At 53.3% G+C, this 16,702-nt stretch carries 16 protein-coding genes and 1 pseudogene; 11 read left to right on the forward strand and 6 right to left on the reverse strand.

The window, feature by feature from the left end:
* Positions 1-179 precede the first annotated feature (179 nt).
* From polA to ACH5Y9_RS20215, 5 genes and pseudogenes are all read left to right on the forward strand, one after another.
* The gene (polA, locus tag ACH5Y9_RS20195) at positions 180-2,957 is read left to right on the forward strand and encodes a DNA polymerase I (protein ID WP_445367351.1); all 2,778 of its coding nucleotides are present in this window, start codon (positions 180-182) and stop codon (positions 2,955-2,957) included.
* Positions 2,958-2,979: 22 nt separating this feature from the next.
* Positions 2,980-3,876, forward strand: a complete 897-nt coding sequence (locus ACH5Y9_RS20200; RefSeq protein WP_445367352.1) for an MBL fold metallo-hydrolase — start codon at positions 2,980-2,982, stop codon at positions 3,874-3,876.
* Positions 3,877-4,279: 403 nt separating this feature from the next.
* Positions 4,280-4,816 carry an REP-associated tyrosine transposase gene (locus tag ACH5Y9_RS20205; RefSeq protein ID WP_445367353.1) on the forward strand — a complete coding sequence of 179 codons (537 nt, stop codon included), beginning with the start codon at positions 4,280-4,282 and terminating at the stop codon, positions 4,814-4,816.
* Between the two features lie 55 nt (positions 4,817-4,871).
* Positions 4,872-4,970, forward strand: a pseudogene (locus tag ACH5Y9_RS20210) (REP-associated tyrosine transposase); the annotation flags it as partial.
* Positions 4,971-5,257: 287 nt separating this feature from the next.
* Entirely contained in the window at positions 5,258-5,812 is a 555-nt protein-coding gene (locus tag ACH5Y9_RS20215) for a hypothetical protein (RefSeq protein WP_445367354.1), read from the forward strand.
* Positions 5,813-6,317: 505 nt separating this feature from the next.
* Here the strand turns inward: ACH5Y9_RS20215 and ACH5Y9_RS20220 are convergent.
* The 5 genes from ACH5Y9_RS20220 to ACH5Y9_RS20240 all read right to left on the reverse strand — a co-directional run bounded on the left by ACH5Y9_RS20220 (position 6,318) and on the right by ACH5Y9_RS20240 (position 10,162).
* Positions 6,318-6,602 carry a lytic murein transglycosylase gene (locus ACH5Y9_RS20220; RefSeq protein WP_445367355.1) on the reverse strand — a complete coding sequence of 95 codons (285 nt, stop codon included), beginning with the start codon at positions 6,600-6,602 and terminating at the stop codon, positions 6,318-6,320.
* Positions 6,520-7,500 (reverse strand): lytic murein transglycosylase, encoded by a 981-nt coding sequence (locus ACH5Y9_RS20225; RefSeq protein ID WP_445367356.1) that lies wholly within the window; start codon positions 7,498-7,500, stop codon positions 6,520-6,522. Before ACH5Y9_RS20225 ends, ACH5Y9_RS20220 begins: the two co-directional genes overlap by 83 nt.
* 17 nt (positions 7,501-7,517) lie before the next feature.
* Positions 7,518-8,651, reverse strand: coding sequence for a PilT/PilU family type 4a pilus ATPase (locus tag ACH5Y9_RS20230; protein ID WP_445367357.1), 1,134 nt, complete (start codon positions 8,649-8,651; stop codon positions 7,518-7,520).
* 15 nt (positions 8,652-8,666) lie between these two features.
* A complete protein-coding gene (locus ACH5Y9_RS20235) occupies positions 8,667-9,704 on the reverse strand; it encodes a type IV pilus twitching motility protein PilT (protein WP_101053853.1) in 1,038 nt (345 codons plus the stop codon).
* 116 nt (positions 9,705-9,820) lie between these two features.
* On the reverse strand, positions 9,821-10,162 hold the full coding sequence (locus tag ACH5Y9_RS20240; protein WP_445367358.1) for a TraR/DksA family transcriptional regulator: 342 nt from the start codon (positions 10,160-10,162) through the stop codon (positions 9,821-9,823).
* A 145-nt stretch (positions 10,163-10,307) separates the two neighbouring features.
* On the opposite strand from ACH5Y9_RS20240, the gene ACH5Y9_RS20245 reads away from it, so the two are divergent.
* From ACH5Y9_RS20245 to ACH5Y9_RS20255, 3 genes are read left to right on the forward strand one after another with little or no spacing between them, the layout of a single operon-like run.
* Positions 10,308-11,213 carry an AAA family ATPase gene (locus ACH5Y9_RS20245; RefSeq protein WP_445367359.1) on the forward strand — a complete coding sequence of 302 codons (906 nt, stop codon included), beginning with the start codon at positions 10,308-10,310 and terminating at the stop codon, positions 11,211-11,213.
* Positions 11,210-12,160, forward strand: a complete 951-nt coding sequence (locus ACH5Y9_RS20250; protein ID WP_445367360.1) for a DUF58 domain-containing protein — start codon at positions 11,210-11,212, stop codon at positions 12,158-12,160. Before ACH5Y9_RS20245 ends, ACH5Y9_RS20250 begins: the two co-directional genes overlap by 4 nt.
* A gap of 2 nt (positions 12,161-12,162) precedes the next feature.
* Positions 12,163-14,112, forward strand: coding sequence for a transglutaminase TgpA family protein (locus tag ACH5Y9_RS20255; protein WP_445367361.1), 1,950 nt, complete (start codon positions 12,163-12,165; stop codon positions 14,110-14,112).
* 111 nt (positions 14,113-14,223) lie between these two features.
* Here ACH5Y9_RS20255 and ACH5Y9_RS20260 read toward each other — a convergent pair whose 3' ends face one another.
* Positions 14,224-14,487, reverse strand: a complete 264-nt coding sequence (locus ACH5Y9_RS20260; protein WP_445367362.1) for a hypothetical protein — start codon at positions 14,485-14,487, stop codon at positions 14,224-14,226.
* Between the two features lie 101 nt (positions 14,488-14,588).
* On the opposite strand from ACH5Y9_RS20260, the gene ACH5Y9_RS20265 reads away from it, so the two are divergent.
* From ACH5Y9_RS20265 to ACH5Y9_RS20275, 3 genes are all read left to right on the forward strand, one after another.
* Positions 14,589-15,509, forward strand: a complete 921-nt coding sequence (locus ACH5Y9_RS20265; RefSeq protein ID WP_033158304.1) for an SPFH domain-containing protein — start codon at positions 14,589-14,591, stop codon at positions 15,507-15,509.
* Positions 15,510-15,511: 2 nt separating this feature from the next.
* Entirely contained in the window at positions 15,512-15,958 is a 447-nt protein-coding gene (locus ACH5Y9_RS20270) for an NfeD family protein (RefSeq protein ID WP_445367363.1), read from the forward strand.
* Between the two features lie 157 nt (positions 15,959-16,115).
* Positions 16,116-16,409, forward strand: a complete 294-nt coding sequence (locus ACH5Y9_RS20275) for a hypothetical protein (RefSeq protein WP_445367364.1) — start codon at positions 16,116-16,118, stop codon at positions 16,407-16,409.
* Positions 16,410-16,702: the final 293 nt, after the last annotated feature.

A 16,702-nucleotide genomic window follows, 5' to 3' on the forward strand; every position in this document is an offset into this window, starting at 1 on the left:
TGCGGTAATGCCATGGCTGAACTCACGAAGAAAGCGGTTTTCAAACGGTGTGATGCAACATCGTCGATAGCCGGCCTGGCAGTCAAGCATCCCGGCGCCAACTGGTAATAACGCACTTGCAGCCATCAGCGTGGCCCTGTATCGTTGCGGGAACCCTAATTCTTGCTTGTTGACTTTACATGTCCGATTCCGCTCCCAACAAATTGATCCTGGTCGACGGCTCGTCGTTTCTGTTTCGCGCCTTTCATGCCGTACCACCGTTGACCAATGCCCAGGGCGAGCCGACTAACGCTGTTTACGGCGTGTCCAATATGCTGCGCAAGCTGATCAACGATTACAACACGCCCTATATCACCGTGGTATTCGATGCGCCGGGCAAGACTTTCCGCCACGAGTTGTACGATCAATACAAAGCGCATCGGCCACCGATGCCCGACGACTTGCGCGTGCAGATTGCGCCCTTGCACGATTTGATTCGTTCCTTGGGTTTACCACTGATTATCGAACATGGTGTCGAAGCGGATGACGTGCTGGGCAGTCTGGCGCAAAACGCGGCGCGGCAAGGTTTTGAGGTTATTATTTCCACCGGCGACAAGGACATGGCGCAGCTGGTCAACGAGCAAATCACGCTGGAAAACACCATGACCAACACCCGCATGGATATTCAGGGTGTGCAGGACAAATTCGGCGTAAAGCCGGAGCAAATCATCGATTATCTGGCGCTGATGGGCGATGCGGTGGATAACATTCCCGGCGTGCCGAAAGTTGGGCCAAAAACCGCCGCAAAATGGTTGCAGGAATACGGCACGCTGGACAATCTGATCGCCCGCGCCGACGAAATCAAGGGCAAGATCGGCGACAATTTGCGCGAGGCCTTGGGCCAGTTGCCCTTGTCGCGCGAACTGACCACCATCAAATGCGACGTGGCTTTGCATTACAGCCTGGACGATTTGAAACGCAAGGAACCAGACATCGCCGCGCTGAAAAATCAGTTGGGGCATTTGGGTTTCAGCAGTTGGCTAAAAACCTTGAACGGCGACGGCTCGACCCCCTCTCCAGCGGGAGAGGGAGGGGTGAGGGGAAATCAAAGTAGCCCCCCCTCATTTCAGCCTTTACCCGCGGAGAAGAATGAGCCGAAGGCCGCGCTTACCAGAAACTACCAAACCATCCTCACCCAAACCGATTTCGATACCTGGCTGGAAAAACTCCGGCAAGCCGAGCTGTTTGCCTTCGACACCGAAACCACCAGCCTGAATTACAGCGACGCGCAAATTGTCGGCGTATCGTTTGCGGTGGAAGCCGGGCAGGCCGCTTATCTGCCGGTGGCGCACGATTATCCCGGCGTACCGGCCCAACTTGACCGGCAAAGCGTCTTGGATGCCTTGAAGCCCTTACTGGAAGACCCAAACAAAGCCAAACTAGGCCAAAACCTGAAATACGACGCCCATGTGCTGGTCAATCACGGCATCGCGTTGCGCGGCATCCAACACGACACCATGCTGGAATCGTATGTGCTAAACAGCACCGCCACCAAGCACAATATGGACGATCTGGCCAAGCATTACTTGGGTGTGGATACCATTCATTTCGAAGACGTGGCCGGCAAGGGCGCCAAGCAGATCGGCTTCGCCGAAGTAGCTATCGAACAAGCCAGCGACTACGCCGCCGAAGATGCCGACATCACCCTGCGTCTGCATCAAACCCTGTCTGCGCAATTGCAGCAGCACCCTAGTTTGTGGGTCTTGTATAACGAGATCGAAGTGCCACTGATTAGCGTGTTGGCGCGCATCGAAGAAAACGGCGTGCTGATCGACAGCGCAATGCTGGCCCAGCAAAGCTTGGAGTTGGCGAACCGGATGATAGGCATCGAACAGCAGGCCCACGATCTGGCCGGCTCGGCGTTTAACCTGGGCTCGCCCAAGCAGATTCAGGAAATTTTGTACGACCGTTTGAACCTGCCGGTGCTGAAGAAAACCCCGAAAGGCCAGCCGTCTACCGATGAATCGGTGTTGCAGGAACTGGCCGTGGATTACGCTTTGCCCAAGCTGATTCTGGATTTTCGCAGCATGAGCAAGCTCAAATCCACGTATACCGACAAACTGCCGCAACAGGTTAACGAGCGCACCGGCCGAGTACATACTTCGTATCATCAAGCTGTGGCCGCGACCGGGCGCTTGTCTTCGTCCGACCCCAATCTGCAAAACATCCCGATTCGCAGTGAAGAAGGCCGTAAGATCCGCCAGGCCTTCATTGCCCCACTCGGCTATAAAATTGTTGCCGCCGACTATTCACAAATCGAATTGCGCATCATGGCGCATCTTTCCGGCGATGCCGGCTTGCTGGCGGCGTTTTCGCAAGGCGTGGACGTGCATAGTGCCACGGCTGCGGAAGTGTTCGAAGTAGAGCTGGACCAAGTCACCCATGATTTGCGCCGTTCCGCCAAAGCCATCAATTTTGGTTTGATCTATGGCATGTCGGCGTTCGGTTTGGCGCAGCAATTGGGCTTGCCGCGCAACCAGGCTCAAGCGTATATCGATCTGTACTTCAGCCGTTATCCCGGCGTGAAGCAATATATGGACAACACCCGGGAACTGGCCAAACAGCAAGGTTACGTGGAAACTATCTTCGGCCGCCGCCTGTATTTGCCGGAGATCAACTCCCGCAACGCCGCGATGCGCCAATACGCCGAACGCACCGCGATCAACGCGCCGATGCAAGGTACAGCCGCCGACATCATCAAACGGGCGATGCTGGCTTGCGACGCCTGGATAGGCACGGACAATCCGGACGTAAAAATGATCATGCAAGTGCATGACGAATTGGTATTCGAAGTGGCGGAAACACGTCTAACGGAGTACATGGAAACCATACGCGGCATCATGTCCGGCGCGGCCGAGTTGCATGTACCCTTGCTGGTGGAAGTGGGTAACGGCGAGAATTGGGACGAAGCGCATTGATGATTGCTGAGGCTGTTGGGCCATGAAATTCAAGTTCTGGGGAGTGCGCGGCTCGATTGCCACGCCGGGACCGAGCACGGTTAAATACGGCGGTAACACCACCTGTATCGAAGTCACCAGCAGTGCCGGCGACTTGATCATTCTGGATGCCGGCACCGGCATCCACGCACTGGCGCAAAGCTTGCCCCAACAAGCGTTGACAGCGCATATCCTGATTACCCATACCCATTGGGACCATATCCAGGGTTTGCCGTTTTTCCTGCCGATGTTCAAATCCGGCAATATCATTAATATCTACGGTGGGCTGGAACCTTTGACGCATCAAGGCATCGAGCGAGCGATGCATGTGCAGTTGCAGCACAGCTATTTCCCGATCAGCGAAGCGCAGTTAAAGGCCGAGGTGCGTTATTTCACGCTGAAAGCCGGCGCATCTATTACCGTGGGCAGCGTGCGGGTGACACCGACAGTGCTGAATCACCCTGTTTATAATTTTGGGTACCGCCTCGACGACGCTGACGGCAGCTCCTTGTTTTTTACCGGCGATTACGAGCCGCAGCTCAATCCTTATGAATCCAGTCATCCAGGCTACCCGGCCATGCAGGAATTAATAGAACAAAAGCACGAAGAAGTGATCGCGGCCATGACCGGGGTCGATGCGTTAATCATGGACAGTTCCTACACCGACGCCGAATACGCCAACCGGCATGGCTGGGGCCACGGCACGTATCGTTCGGCGATGAATTTCGCGGCCCAGGCAGGCGCTAAACGCTTATTTTTGACGCACCACGAGCCGACGCGGAGTGATGCTGATTTGGAGGCGATTTTTGCATCGCTGTTGCAGGCTGGTGAGGTTTCGGTTTGTTTGGCTCGGGAGGGGGAGGAGTTTGAGTTGTTGTTTGACTCCGGTCAGTCCGAATAAGTTAGGTCTGATTTTGCGGGAGTTTGGTTTTTTTGTGTCGCTGGCGCGACAGTTTTTCTAATGTCGGTTCGCGGACCGACAACCGCGATACTTTCTTTTGCGTGGCCAAAAGAAAGTATCCAAAGAAAAAGCCACCCGAACGCCGCTTTTATCCTGCGCGCCGAAGCGTTTATCGAGGGTCGGCAGAAGGGGCTTCCCAGCCCCTCCGCCGACGCGCCGCATCCTTGCGGCGCCCCTTCGTGCTGATCTCGATAAACGATCCGGTGCTCGGCGCGGCATACGGGAAAAAACCGTCCCGGAATTGAAAGTCGGTTGATTCCCTCGTTCCCACGCGCCGCGTGGGAATGCAGACTAACCGCGCCAGCGGTAACATTAGACCAAGCTATCAAACGAGGTCAAACCCATGGGCCGCAGTCGTTACCGCATTCTCCAATCCCAACACCCACATTTTATAACCTGCACCGTCCTGAACTGGATGCCCTTATTCACGCGCCCGGCTACCGTGCAAATCGTGCTGGACGCCTTGCTTTACCGTCAACAACAACACAATTGGCGAATATACGGCTACGTCATTCTGGAAAACCATTTGCACCTATTGGTACAAGCTAACGATTTATCCCATCAATTGGCCCACTTCAAATCTTACACCGCGCGCCAGTTGATCGATTATTTGCAAACCATTCAAGCCGAGCGCTTATTGAAGCAATTGAACTGGTTTCGCAAGGCTCATAAAACCGACCGGGATTATCAGTTGTGGGAAGAAGGTAGTCATCCGCAGTTGATCGACAACCCCGACGTCTTGCGGCAGAAATTGGACTATATCCACCTGAATCCGGTCAAACGCGGTTATGTTGACTTACCGGAGCATTGGCGCTATTCGAGTGCTCGGAATTATGCGGGGCAAGATGGATTGCTGCCGGTTTATCGGGATTGGTTTTAGCTGACCGCAGCGCGGCAGGTTTGCATTCCCACGCGGCGCGTGGTAACGAGATTAACGCGGCTATGTTGATTTACCAGAGCATTGGCGTTATTCGAGTGCCCGGAATTATGCGGGGCAGAATGGATTGCTACCGGTTTATCGGGATTGGTTTTAGCTGACCTCAGCGCGGCAGGTTTGCATTCCCGCGCGGCGCGTGGTAACGAGATTAACGCGGCTATGTTGATTTACCAGAGCATTGGCGTTATTCGAGTGCCCGGAATTATGCGGGGCAGGAAGGATTATTGCCGGTTTATCGGGATTGGTTTTAGCTGACCGCAGCGCGGCAGGTTTGCATTCCCACGCGGCGCGTGGGAATGAGATGATCCGCATGAAAAATAATAATGCGTTAATGCAAGACCTGGCCCCTATTGCGCGTGATAACGGTAATTGATGGAGTTTTATATGATTTTGAATAGTTTGAAAATACAGCGCAATGCCTGTTGGTTATTGCGCCTTGCAGCCTTCTGTTTCACCTTATTGTCATGCCAAAACAGCTTGGCAGAAACTAATCCCGAGCCTGTTTTCGAGTTGACGCATACATGGGGCGGCGTTCCTACTTCCGTTATCAAAATATATCCCGATGGCAAAGTCCATTTTCACCGCAACAAAACTGATTTTGGTAGTGAATCCGAAGACCGCTATGCACAGATGACAGCAGAGCAGTTGAATGAACTGGTGGATGTATTTTTATCGCTTCCATTTGATGCCTCAAAAAAGCTTGAGCGCGTAAAGGAAAGTGCAAATGTACCTTGGCGTGTTTTTATCGCCTATAAAGATAAATTCATTAATATTACTATTCAAGACTCTATTTTTTTTCAATTTTTTGAAAAAAAAATGAGTAAATATAGCAATCTAAAACAATTGCTTTGCGGTGAAAACAATCAAGATGAATGTGGCACCAATGTATCCAATATACCCGATGATTTACAGGGCCTTAGAAAATACATGGAACCATGAAGCTTACTTTAAATTTTAACTTACATACAAACAGCGGAAAACTATGACAACGGTAACCGATGACCAAAAAGGTCAACTCATTAAATCCAGCTGGTTTTACCCGATGGAGACTAAAGGATTGACACTTATCTATAGCATCGTAGCCCCGATTAGCGAAGCGTAATCGGGGGGATGTGAGTCTTGCGTACGATTACGCTCCGCTAATCGTACCTACGGGGTATCGTGAAATCGGGATGGTTTTGTTCCCGTATGCCGCGCCGAGCACCGGAGCTTTTGAGCGGAATAGCCCGCAGGGGCGATGCAGGGATGCATCGCGTTGCCGAAGGGGCAGGAAGCCCCTTTCGGCGACCCCGTTCAAAAGCGAGGAGCTCAGGGAATAAGCGGCGTCCGGGTATCTTTTCTTTTGGATACTTTTCTTTGGACAAGCAAAGAAAAGTATCTCGGCTGTCGGTCCGAGAACCGACATTAAATCAAGCCGTCGCGCCAGCGACACAATACCAAATCCCTACCCAGCATCAGACCGATTAACAGCCACCCTCTGATACCCCCTCTTAATCGCCAACGCCAACTCATGCACCGCCATCGCATAATGGGTGCTCTGGTTATACCGCGTAATCGCGTAGAAATTAGGATGGCCCAGTAAATACTCATCCTTACTTTGATGCCTGAGCAACAATAACCGCAACGGATAATCGCAAGCACATGTGTCAGACCGGTTCCACACCTGCTTTAACCAAGGTATCCAAAGAATAAGCATGGTCCGCGCCGGGTTCCAGGCTGTCGATGCCATGGAAGCTGCCGCGTGTGGCCGAGACGATGGGTTGACCGGCTTGCCAGCCGTGCTGAGCAAAATAATTGGCCACGCTGCCGATCACGTCTTCCGGGTTCCACAGGTCGCGGCGGCCGTCGCCGTTAAAGTCCACCGCCCATTGCAAAAAACTGCCGGGCATGAATTGGCCCAGGCCCATCGCGCCGGCGAACGAGCCGACCGGTTTGCCGGGGTCCAGGCTCTCGCTGCGGCTCATCACCAGAAAATTTTCCAGCTCGCTACGGAAATATTCGCCGCGCCGCTGGTAGTCAAAGCCCAAGGTAGTTAAAGCGTCGATGATTCTATGATTACCGACGAAGCTACCGAAGGTGGTTTCCACCGCCATGATGCCCAGGATGTATTCCGCCGGTACGCCGTATTGCTGGCTGGCGCGTTGCAGGGCCGTATGATGCTGTTGCCAGAAGCTGATGCCGGCGTTGATATGCCGGTCGTCCAGAAATTGCGCGCGGTAGCGGGTCCAGCCGCCTTTGCTGGGTTTACCTTTCATGCCCTGATCGGATTTGGCCAGATAATCCAACGTCCATTGCTTGCGTTTGGCTTGCGAGAACAGGCCTTGCAGATACTCGCGGTTAAAGCCGTGCTTTTGCACCATCTGTTCGATGAACTGGTCCAAAGCCGGATAGCCGGCGTAATCGCCGGTGACTGTCGTGGCATGATAGCCGCCGACGCTGGCGAACGGCCGTAAGTCCGGCGTGGCGTGGCGTGATTGGTTGGGTGCGGTTTGTTGGGTGGGTGTGCGGACGCGGTTATTGGCTTTATCGCCGGCGGGCGGCTGCGAGGCGCAGCCCGCCAGCAAAGTTATTAACAGTGCCGAACCGGCGTTTTGTAGCGAGACTTTACTAGTACTAAATGTATACAAGCGAGTTATATCCAGGGCTATTTAAAAAGACTGCCTCCCTCGTCGTCATTTTCGGCCAGGGTCATGCCGGCGGTTTCGAAATTGACGTTCTCGGCCCCCAGTTTAATCATCAGGCGCACCTCGTTGCGGGAGTCGGCAGCGTGCAAGGCGTCATCGTAACCAATTTTACCCGCCGTATACAGATCGTAAAGCGCTTGGTCGAAAGTCTGCATGCCATGCTCGCGGGAGCTTTTCATCAGCTCTTTTAATTTGTGTACTTCGCCCTTGCGGATCATGTCTGATGCCAGCGGGGTATTCAGCAAAATCTCAATAGCCGGGTAGCGGCCCTTGCCGTCGGCGCGCTGAATCAATTGTTGGGCGACGATGCCGCGCAGATTCAAAGACAAATCCATGAACAGCTGGCTGTGCATTTCTTCCGGGAAAAAATGCAGGATACGGTCGATGGCCTGGTTGGCGTTATTAGCGTGCAAGGTGCAAACGCACAAATGGCCGGTTTCGGCGAAGGTGATGGCGTGTTGCATGGTTTCCCGGCTTCTGACCTCGCCGATCAGAATCACGTCCGGCGCTTGCCGCAGGGTGTTTTTTAAAGCCACTTCGAACGATTCGGTATCCAGGCCCACTTCGCGCTGGGTAATGATGCAGCCCTTGTGCGGATGGATAAACTCGATAGGGTCTTCAATGGAAATGATATGGCCGCTGCTGTTTTCGTTGCGGTGCCGAATCAAAGCTGCCAGCGAGGTGGATTTACCGGTACCGGTGGCACCGACAAACATCACCAGACCGCGCTTGTACATGATCAGTTCTTTCAACACCGGCGGCAGGTGCAATTCCTCGGCGCTGGGGATGGTGGTTTCGATGCGGCGTAACACCATGCCGGCCGAGTCGCGTTGGGTGAAGGCGCTGACCCGGAACCGACCCAAACTGTGGGCGCTTAAGGCAAACTGGCATTCGTGAGTGTTTTCAAACTCGTCGCGTTGGCGCTGCGACATGATACTGAGTACCAGCATCATTGTCTGTTCGCTCGTTAAAACGGTTTTGGACACTTCGACGACTTTGCCGTTGACTTTCATCGACGGCGACCGACCGGCGGTGATAAACAAGTCGGACGCTTTCTTTTCCACCATCAGGGCCAATAGGGCTTTAAAGTCCATGACGCCTCCTAAAATTTAACGGAACATGTCTTTGTTGACGGCTTTAACCATCGCGCCTTTCGCGGTAATCAGGCCTTTATCGACCAACTCCTTCAGGTTTTGATCCAGAGTCTGCATACCGTCCTTGCGGCCGGTTTGGATCGCGGAATACATCTGCGCTACCTTCGCTTCGCGGATCAGGTTGCGGATGGCCGGGGTGCCGACCATGATTTCGTGCGCGGCAATCCGGCCGCCGCCGACTTTTTTCAATAGCGTTTGCGAGATAACCGCCTGCAAAGATTCGGACAGCATGGCGCGGATCATGTCTTTTTCGGCGGCGGGGAATACGTCGATAATCCGGTCTATGGTTTTCGCGGCCGAGGTGGTATGCAGCGTGCCGAATACCAAGTGCCCGGTTTCCGCGGCGGTCAATGCCAGGCGGATGGTTTCCAAATCCCGCATCTCACCCACCAGAATGATGTCCGGGTCTTCCCTTAATGCCGAGCGCAATGCTTCGTTGAAACCTAAGGTATCGCGATGTACTTCGCGCTGGTTGATTAGGCATTTTTGGCTTTCGTGGACAAACTCGATAGGGTCTTCGACGGTCAGGATGTGCGCGTAATCGTTGGTGTTAATGTGGTTCACCATCGCCGCCAGCGTGGTGGATTTACCGGAACCGGTCGGGCCAGTGACCAGAATCAGGCCGCGCGGTTTGGTACACAGTTCCGCGAAAAATTTTGGTGCATCCAGGTCTTCCAGGGTCAAAACTTTGGATGGAATGGTCCGGAATACCGCGCCGGCGCCTCTATCCTGATTGAAGGCGTTGACCCGGAAGCGAGCCACGCCGGGCAACGCGAAGGAAAAGTCGGTTTCCAGAAATTCTTCGTAATCGCGGCGCTGCTTGTCGTTCATGATGTCGTAAATCAGCGCGTGGACTTCTTTGTGATTCAAGGACGGGATATTGATGCGGCGGATGTCGCCGTCCACCCGAATCATCGGCGGCAGGCCGGCGGAAAGATGCAAGTCGGAGGCTTTGTTTTTGACGGAAAAGGTCAAGAGTTCGGCGATATCCATGATTTATGTCCCAACAATAAAAGGAATGATCGTCGGCAAGGATAGTACACAATTCAAAACCGGCCGGCTTATTCCTGCATGGCAGCAACCCTTATGCTGGTAAGTGGTGGATCGGCCTAGCGGTGTTGGCTTTTTTCGGCGCAGTGTATACATTGATTGGCATACGGCACCGCAGCCAAGCGTTCCTTTCTTATGGGTTCGCCGCAACTCAGGCAAATGCCGTAGGTACCAGCATCGATACGGGAAATGGCTTGTTTGATTTTTTCGACTTCATCGCGCGTAGCATTGCCCAAGGCGTCCAATACTTCGTCATTTTCGGTTTCGACGGCCTGCTCGGAAAAGTCCTGGGCCAGCGGTTTGTCGGTGTGTCTGACGTCTTCGGTGATTTTTCCCAGCCTGTCGTCCAGGTCTTCCAGCATATTCAATAGTTGGTCGCGTACATCGGTATAGTCTTTCATGGTGCTCTCCGCAGCAGGGCTGCATGGTTTAATAACCGGCTTCTGTCGGCCGGATGTCAATCCCTGGTTTATACAATGAAGCCGATAGCAGGTGCAACCAAGCTGATCTATACTCGAGTCATCGACCTTTCTTGTTTTTTGCACAATGGACCTTGCTCTCGATCGCTTACTCGCCGCCGCCAATCAAGTCATTCTCGGTAAACAATCACAAATTCGCCTAGCCGTTTGCTGCTTATTAGCGCGCGGGCATTTGCTGATTGAGGACATTCCCGGTGTCGGCAAAACCACCCTCTCCCACACTCTGGCTCGTTTGTTCGGTTTGGAATATCAGCGGATTCAATTCACCAGCGATATTTTACCGGCCGACATCGTTGGCTCTTCGGTATTCGACGCTCATCAGCAGCTCTTCAGTTTTCATCCGGGGCCGATTTTCAAACAAATGATCCTGGCCGACGAGATCAATCGAGCCACGCCAAAGGCGCAAAGTGCCTTGTTGGAGGCGATGGAAGAGCGGCAAGTAACCGTCGAAGGCCGGACTTACCCCTTGCCGCAACCGTTTTTCGTCATCGCTACGCAAAATCCGGCGCATCAGATTGGCACCTTCCCGTTACCGGAATCGCAAGTAGACCGTTTTTTGATGCGTATCGAGTTGGGTTACCCCAGCCGGCAAGCCGAACGGGAATTACTGAGCGGTCAACCCCGGCATGTCTTAATCGACGAGCTGCCGGTGGCTTTACTGCCCGCGCAATTGGCCGAGTTGCAACAGGCGGCGGATCAGGTGCATGTGTCGCCGGCCTTGCTGGATTATCTGCAAGCGATTCTGGCGTTCAGCCGCCAATCCACGGACTTTGCCAGCGGTTTGTCGCCGCGGGCCGGACTGGGTTTGCTGGCCGCCGCCAAGGCTTGGGCGCTTATCGACAAGCGCAAGGCCGTGTTGCCGGAAGATCTGCAAGCGGTTTTGCCGGCAGTGGCCGGGCATCGTTTAAACGTGGGCGCCAATGATTCGGCTGCCATCGTCGCGCCCATTCTCAAGCACGTACCGGTACTTTGAACGAAGCAGCCTTATCCTTAAAACAGCGCTTTAAACTGTCGCGCTTTTTTACCGGCGAGGCGCCGATTGCCGGGCCGATTGTGTTGACGCAGCGGCGGGTATTTATTCTCCCCACGCAACGCGGCTTGGCTTTTGTACTGTTGATTCTGTTATTGGTGCTGATCGGTTTTGTCTACAACAACAACCTGGCCTATTTGCTGGGATTTTTGCTGGCCAGCATCTTTTTCGTGACCATCCTGCACAGCTTCAAATCCTTGGCCGGATTAACGATTCAGCCGGCCCGGCAGCAAGCGGTGTTTGCCGGCCAGGCCGGTCCGTTTAATTTCCAGATCAGCAATCCGGGCTCGCAGCCGCGCTTTGCTTTGGATTTGGCTTTGCAATCTGAGTTATCCATAAGCTTGGCCGCCGAGCAAACCCAAACCGTCACGCTATATCAACCCACCCGGCAGCGTGGCTGGCAGTTGCCGGGCACATTGACCCTTTCCAGCACTTATCCCTTGGGCTTGTTTCGGGCCTGGGCACCGTTGCGCTTCGATAGTCCTATGCTGGTGTATCCCAAGCCGGCCAGCAAACTATTGCCGTTTCCGGATAGCGACGGCGGTCAAGATAAACCCGGCCAAAACCGCCGCAGCGGCGATGAATTTGATGGGGTAAGAGTGTATCAGCGTGGCGACGCGATTCGGCAAATCCATTGGAAAGCCTTTGCCAAAGGCCAGGGCGTGCACAGTAAATATTACAGCGGCGCCAGTGCCAGTGAATTGTGGTTGGATTATCAACAAGCGCCCGGCCATCATATGGAAGAACGCCTCAGTCAGTTGTGCCGTTGGCTGGTAGACGCGGAACAAGCTGGTTTGCGTTACGGTTTGGTACTGCCCGGCTTGCGTCTGCCGCCGGACAACGGCGCCGCGCATTACCGTCACTGCCTGCAAGCCTTGGCGCTGTTTTGAGCATGCCGTTTCTACCCTCCACACGGCTGATGTTGTTTATGTTGGGTTCGATAGGCCTGATCACCTTGCCGCATGCCTGGCATATTCCGCCAGTATTGTTCAGTTTTTTTACTCTGCTGCTGCTTTGGCGCTTGCTGAGTGTTTGGCAACCCCGCTATTTGCCAAACCGGTTTGGCGTGTTTTTATTGATGCTGCTGGGAATAGGCTTGTTATACAGCCAGCAGCACTCGGTATTCGGCCGCGATGCCGGCACCAGTCTGTTCTTGGTGGCCTTGGGTTTGAAGTTGCTGGAAATTCATGGCCGGCGCGATGTGTATGTGATCGTTTATCTGGCATTCATCGTCGCCGTGACGCAGTTTTTGTACGAAGAAAGCATCTTGATGGCGCTTTATATCCTGCTGGTGTGCGCGGTGTTGCTGGCTACTTTGATTACGCAAAACAGCCACACGCCGCAAACCCTGGCGGCCTTAAAAACCTCGGCGGCGATTATTCTGCAAAGCCTGCCGCTGGCTCTGGTGTTGTTTGTGTTGTTTCCGCGACTGGAAGCGCCACACTGGAGTTGGTTGGACGATGATACGCATGCCAAAAGCGGTTTAAGCAATACATTGGAGCCTGGCTCCATCGCTGAACTAAGCCTGTCGCCGGAACTGGTGTTCAGGGTTAAATTTGACGGAGAAATGCCGCCGCCGGCGCAGCGCTATTGGCGCGGACCTATTTACGCCAGTACCGATGGCGTAAGTTGGCGAGCGCCGCCGGTGTTAGGGCGGGAGAAAAATCCGGATCAACCTGTTTTTACAGGCACGACTTACGATTACACGCTGATGATGGAGCCGCAAAAACAAAATTGGGTATTCGCATTGGAGATGCCCAGCCAGTTTGACGGCTTGCGGCGCAATGGTTTGTATCAGCTAATTACCAACAAAAACCCCGGCGACCGCGCCGAGTATCGGCTGAGTTCGTCGCCTGCCTATAACACCGGCGGCATCAGTAAATCCGAGCGTCGGGAAAGCTTGCAACTACCCGGCAAAGCGTCGGAAAAAATCGTCGAATTGGTTAAGCAGTTACAAGGGCGGCAGGCAGGCCCCGAGTTGTTTATCGCCAATTTGTTGCAGCATTTTCGCCAGGAGAATTTTCATTACACCTTAAGCCCGGAAGCGATGCCGGATAAACCTATCGAGACGTTTTTGTTCGAGCGCCGTGCCGGGTTTTGCAGCCATTACGCCACGGCCTTCGTGTATTTGCTGCGGGTGGCCGAGATTCCGGCGCGGGTGGTGGGTGGCTATCAAGGTGGGCAGATTAACCAAGTCGGCGGCTTTCTGGAGATCAGGCAAGCCGACGCCCATGCCTGGGCGGAAGCCTGGTTGGAAGGACGCGGTTGGGTTAGATTCGATCCGACCGCCGCCATCGCTCCGGAACGCATCGAGCGCGGCGTGAACGTTGATTTGCAAATCGCCAGCGGCGCGGTTAATTTCAGCCCGGTACAACTCGACGCCAAGACCTTGTCCTGGCTGCAACGCGGCCGGCAATTGTGGCAAAGCGTCGATTACAACTGGCAACGCTGGGTTATCAACTATGACACGGTTAATCAGAAAGCGTTTTTACAGGGCTTAGGCATCGATAATTTCGTCAAGCTGGGCTATTGGCTGGTGATTAGCGTTGCCGGTATCGGTGGTGTCGTGGCTTGGCGCTTGTTGCGGCCTAACCGGCGCCGCCAAGATCCGGCGTTGCGCTTGTACCGGCAATTTTGTACCAAGTTGGCTAAAGCCGGCTTAAGCGTTGAAATTGGCGATGGCCCGAAAACCGTCGCCGAGCGCGCCAAAAAACTGCGCCCGGATTTGGCCGAAACGATTGAGCGGATCACCGCGCTTTATATTCGCTTACGCTACCAAGCCGACAGCGAAGCCGGCGATTTGCAGGTTCTAAAAGGACTAGTCGCGCATTTTAGGGTTTAAATATACCTTTCCCACCGCAAATTTCGGCATATATGCTTGATAGCCATCAGGGAGCGGGCTGGCGTGAGGGAAGCAAAAAATGAAATTTGCAGCGCGAATTTATGCGACGGATTAATGTAAATCCGGCACTTCTTCAGCCCCTTTTAGGGCTGGATTCTTGACCGCGGCCGCGGCTTGTTCCTGCTGTTTTTGTTTGTTGCCTTCGCCGAACATCACCGCGCCGGCCATGAATATGGCGCCGGCAATCGCGATGATAGGCAGGCGGCCGGGCTTATCCATCCACAACAATATCCACTTCGGTTTAATCAGGCCGACGACCAATATAATCGCCGCCAAAATCATCACGTTAAAACTGTAGTAGATCAAAGTATTCATGAATCGGAACCCTGTTTCCAGCAAGTTAAAGAGACATACATTATTATTAGCCGCGTGACCGTTGGCAATACACAATTCATTTTCATAATTTAGGAGGCGCTATGGGCGGCTTTGGTTTATTCGCAATAATGTTGTTGGTATTTGCGGTTTTGATGGTGTTCATGAGCGTCAAATCTGTTCCGCAAGGCATGGAATACACCGTCGAACGCTTCGGTAAATATACCGCGACTTTGACGCCTGGCTTAAATATCATCATGCCGATCATCGACCGCATCGGCCGCAAGCTGAATATGATGGAACAGGTGCTGGACGTGCCGTCGCAAGAGGTCATTACCAAAGACAACGCCATGGTGCGGGTGGATGGGGTGATTTTTTACCAGATCATGGATGCCGCCAAAGCGGCGTATGAAGTCAATTTCCTCGACGTGGCAATCATCAACTTGGTGATGACCAATATCCGAACAGTGATGGGTTCCATGGACCTGGACGAACTCTTGTCACGTCGTGATGAAATCAACGCCCGCCTGCTCAATGTAGTCGACGAGGCCACCTCGCCGTGGGGTATTAAAGTCACCCGTATCGAAATCAAAGACATCGCCCCGCCCAAGGACTTGGTCGATTCCATGGCCCGGCAAATGAAAGCTGAGCGGGAAAAACGCGCACAGATTCTGGAAGCCGAAGGCTTGCGGCAAGCGGAAATTCTGAAAGCCGAAGGTTTGAAACAAGGTGCGATTTTGGATGCGGAAGGCCGCAAAGAAGCCGCATTCCGCGACGCCGAAGCCCGCGAACGTCTGGCAGAAGCGGAAGCCCGCGCCACGATGATGGTGTCGGAAGCCATTTCCAAAGGCGATGTGCAGGCCATCAATTACTTCGTCGCGCAAAAATATATCGAATCCTTGAAAGATGTTGCCTCAGCCAATAACAGCAAATTGATCTTCATGCCACTGGAAGCCTCCAGCGTCATCGGCGCGCTGGGCGGCATCGGCGAACTGGCTAAAGAAGCCTTAAACAAAAAGGCCTGATTATGGGGGATCAAGACATCGTATTTTGGTACTGGTGGGTGCTAGCGGTCGGCTTTTTGGCCTTGGAAATCGTCGTCACCGGCTTCTTTTTTCTGTGGTTGGCGGTGTCGGCGTTCATCGTCGGCGGGGTGGTGCTGTTAGTGCCGGCCACGCCGTTCAACGTGCAGTTACTGATGTTTTCCTTGTTGGCGGTGTTGTCGGTATTGGGCTGGCGCAAATACGCCCGCACCCGCGCCGTGGATGCCACCGATCATCCTTTATTGAATCAGCGTGGCGCTCAGTACATCGGCCGGACTTTTTTTCTGATTGCGCCTATCGAGAATGGTCAGGGCAAGATTAAGGCCGACGATACGGTTTGGAAGGTGCATGGGGAGGATAGTCCGCTGGGGGCTAAGGTTAAGGTAGTGGCGGTTAAGGGGACGGTGTTTGAGGTGGAGGTTTGTCGATAGTTATGGACTCTTTAACAAAGTTGTATTTAGGGGTAAAAAATTGCTAACGGCTATTTTGTCATTTTTGGGTGTAGTAATTGGGGCTTCACTCCAATATTTTTTTACAAGGCATATTGAGAATTTGCGACATCGAAGAGAGCTGTGTTCGAAGGCTTATATGGACTACTTGAAGTGTGTTTGTGAACAAGCTCAATTTCGATTTCAGAACAATACTAAAGAGCAGCAGGAGCTTTTTGCTAGAACAGGCGACGCGAAGGCAAGGATCTGTTTATATGGTTCGAAAAGGGCGATCGAAGCATTTTCTATATTTGAAAAGCTCGGAGCCTCTATGAATAGTGACGAGCAACGCCAAGCATTTACGAATATGATTTCAATTATGCGTAACGATTCTGGTAGTGAGTTAGGCGTTAAAGCCGAAGACTTAAAAAATGTATTGTTGGGGGTACGATAATAGGTTTAGTTTCGTAGGGTGGGCACGGTTTTTGTGCCCACGCGAATTTTAAGCATTTCGAAATAATGTTTCGCTGACGCGACGGCTCGTTTTAATGTCGGTTCGCGGACCGACGACCGCGATACTTTCGCTACGAAAACCGTCCATGGTTTTCGCCCTCCGGGCCAGCCTACCGGCTGTTCAAATTCGCTCCAGGCGAATTTGTGCTCCGCCAAAAGAAAGTATCCAAAGAAAAGGCGGCCCGGATGCCGCTTTTGTCCTGCGCTCCAAAGCTTTTATCGAGGGTCGGCAGA

This window comes from Methylomonas sp. BW4-1, from assembly GCF_052474385.1.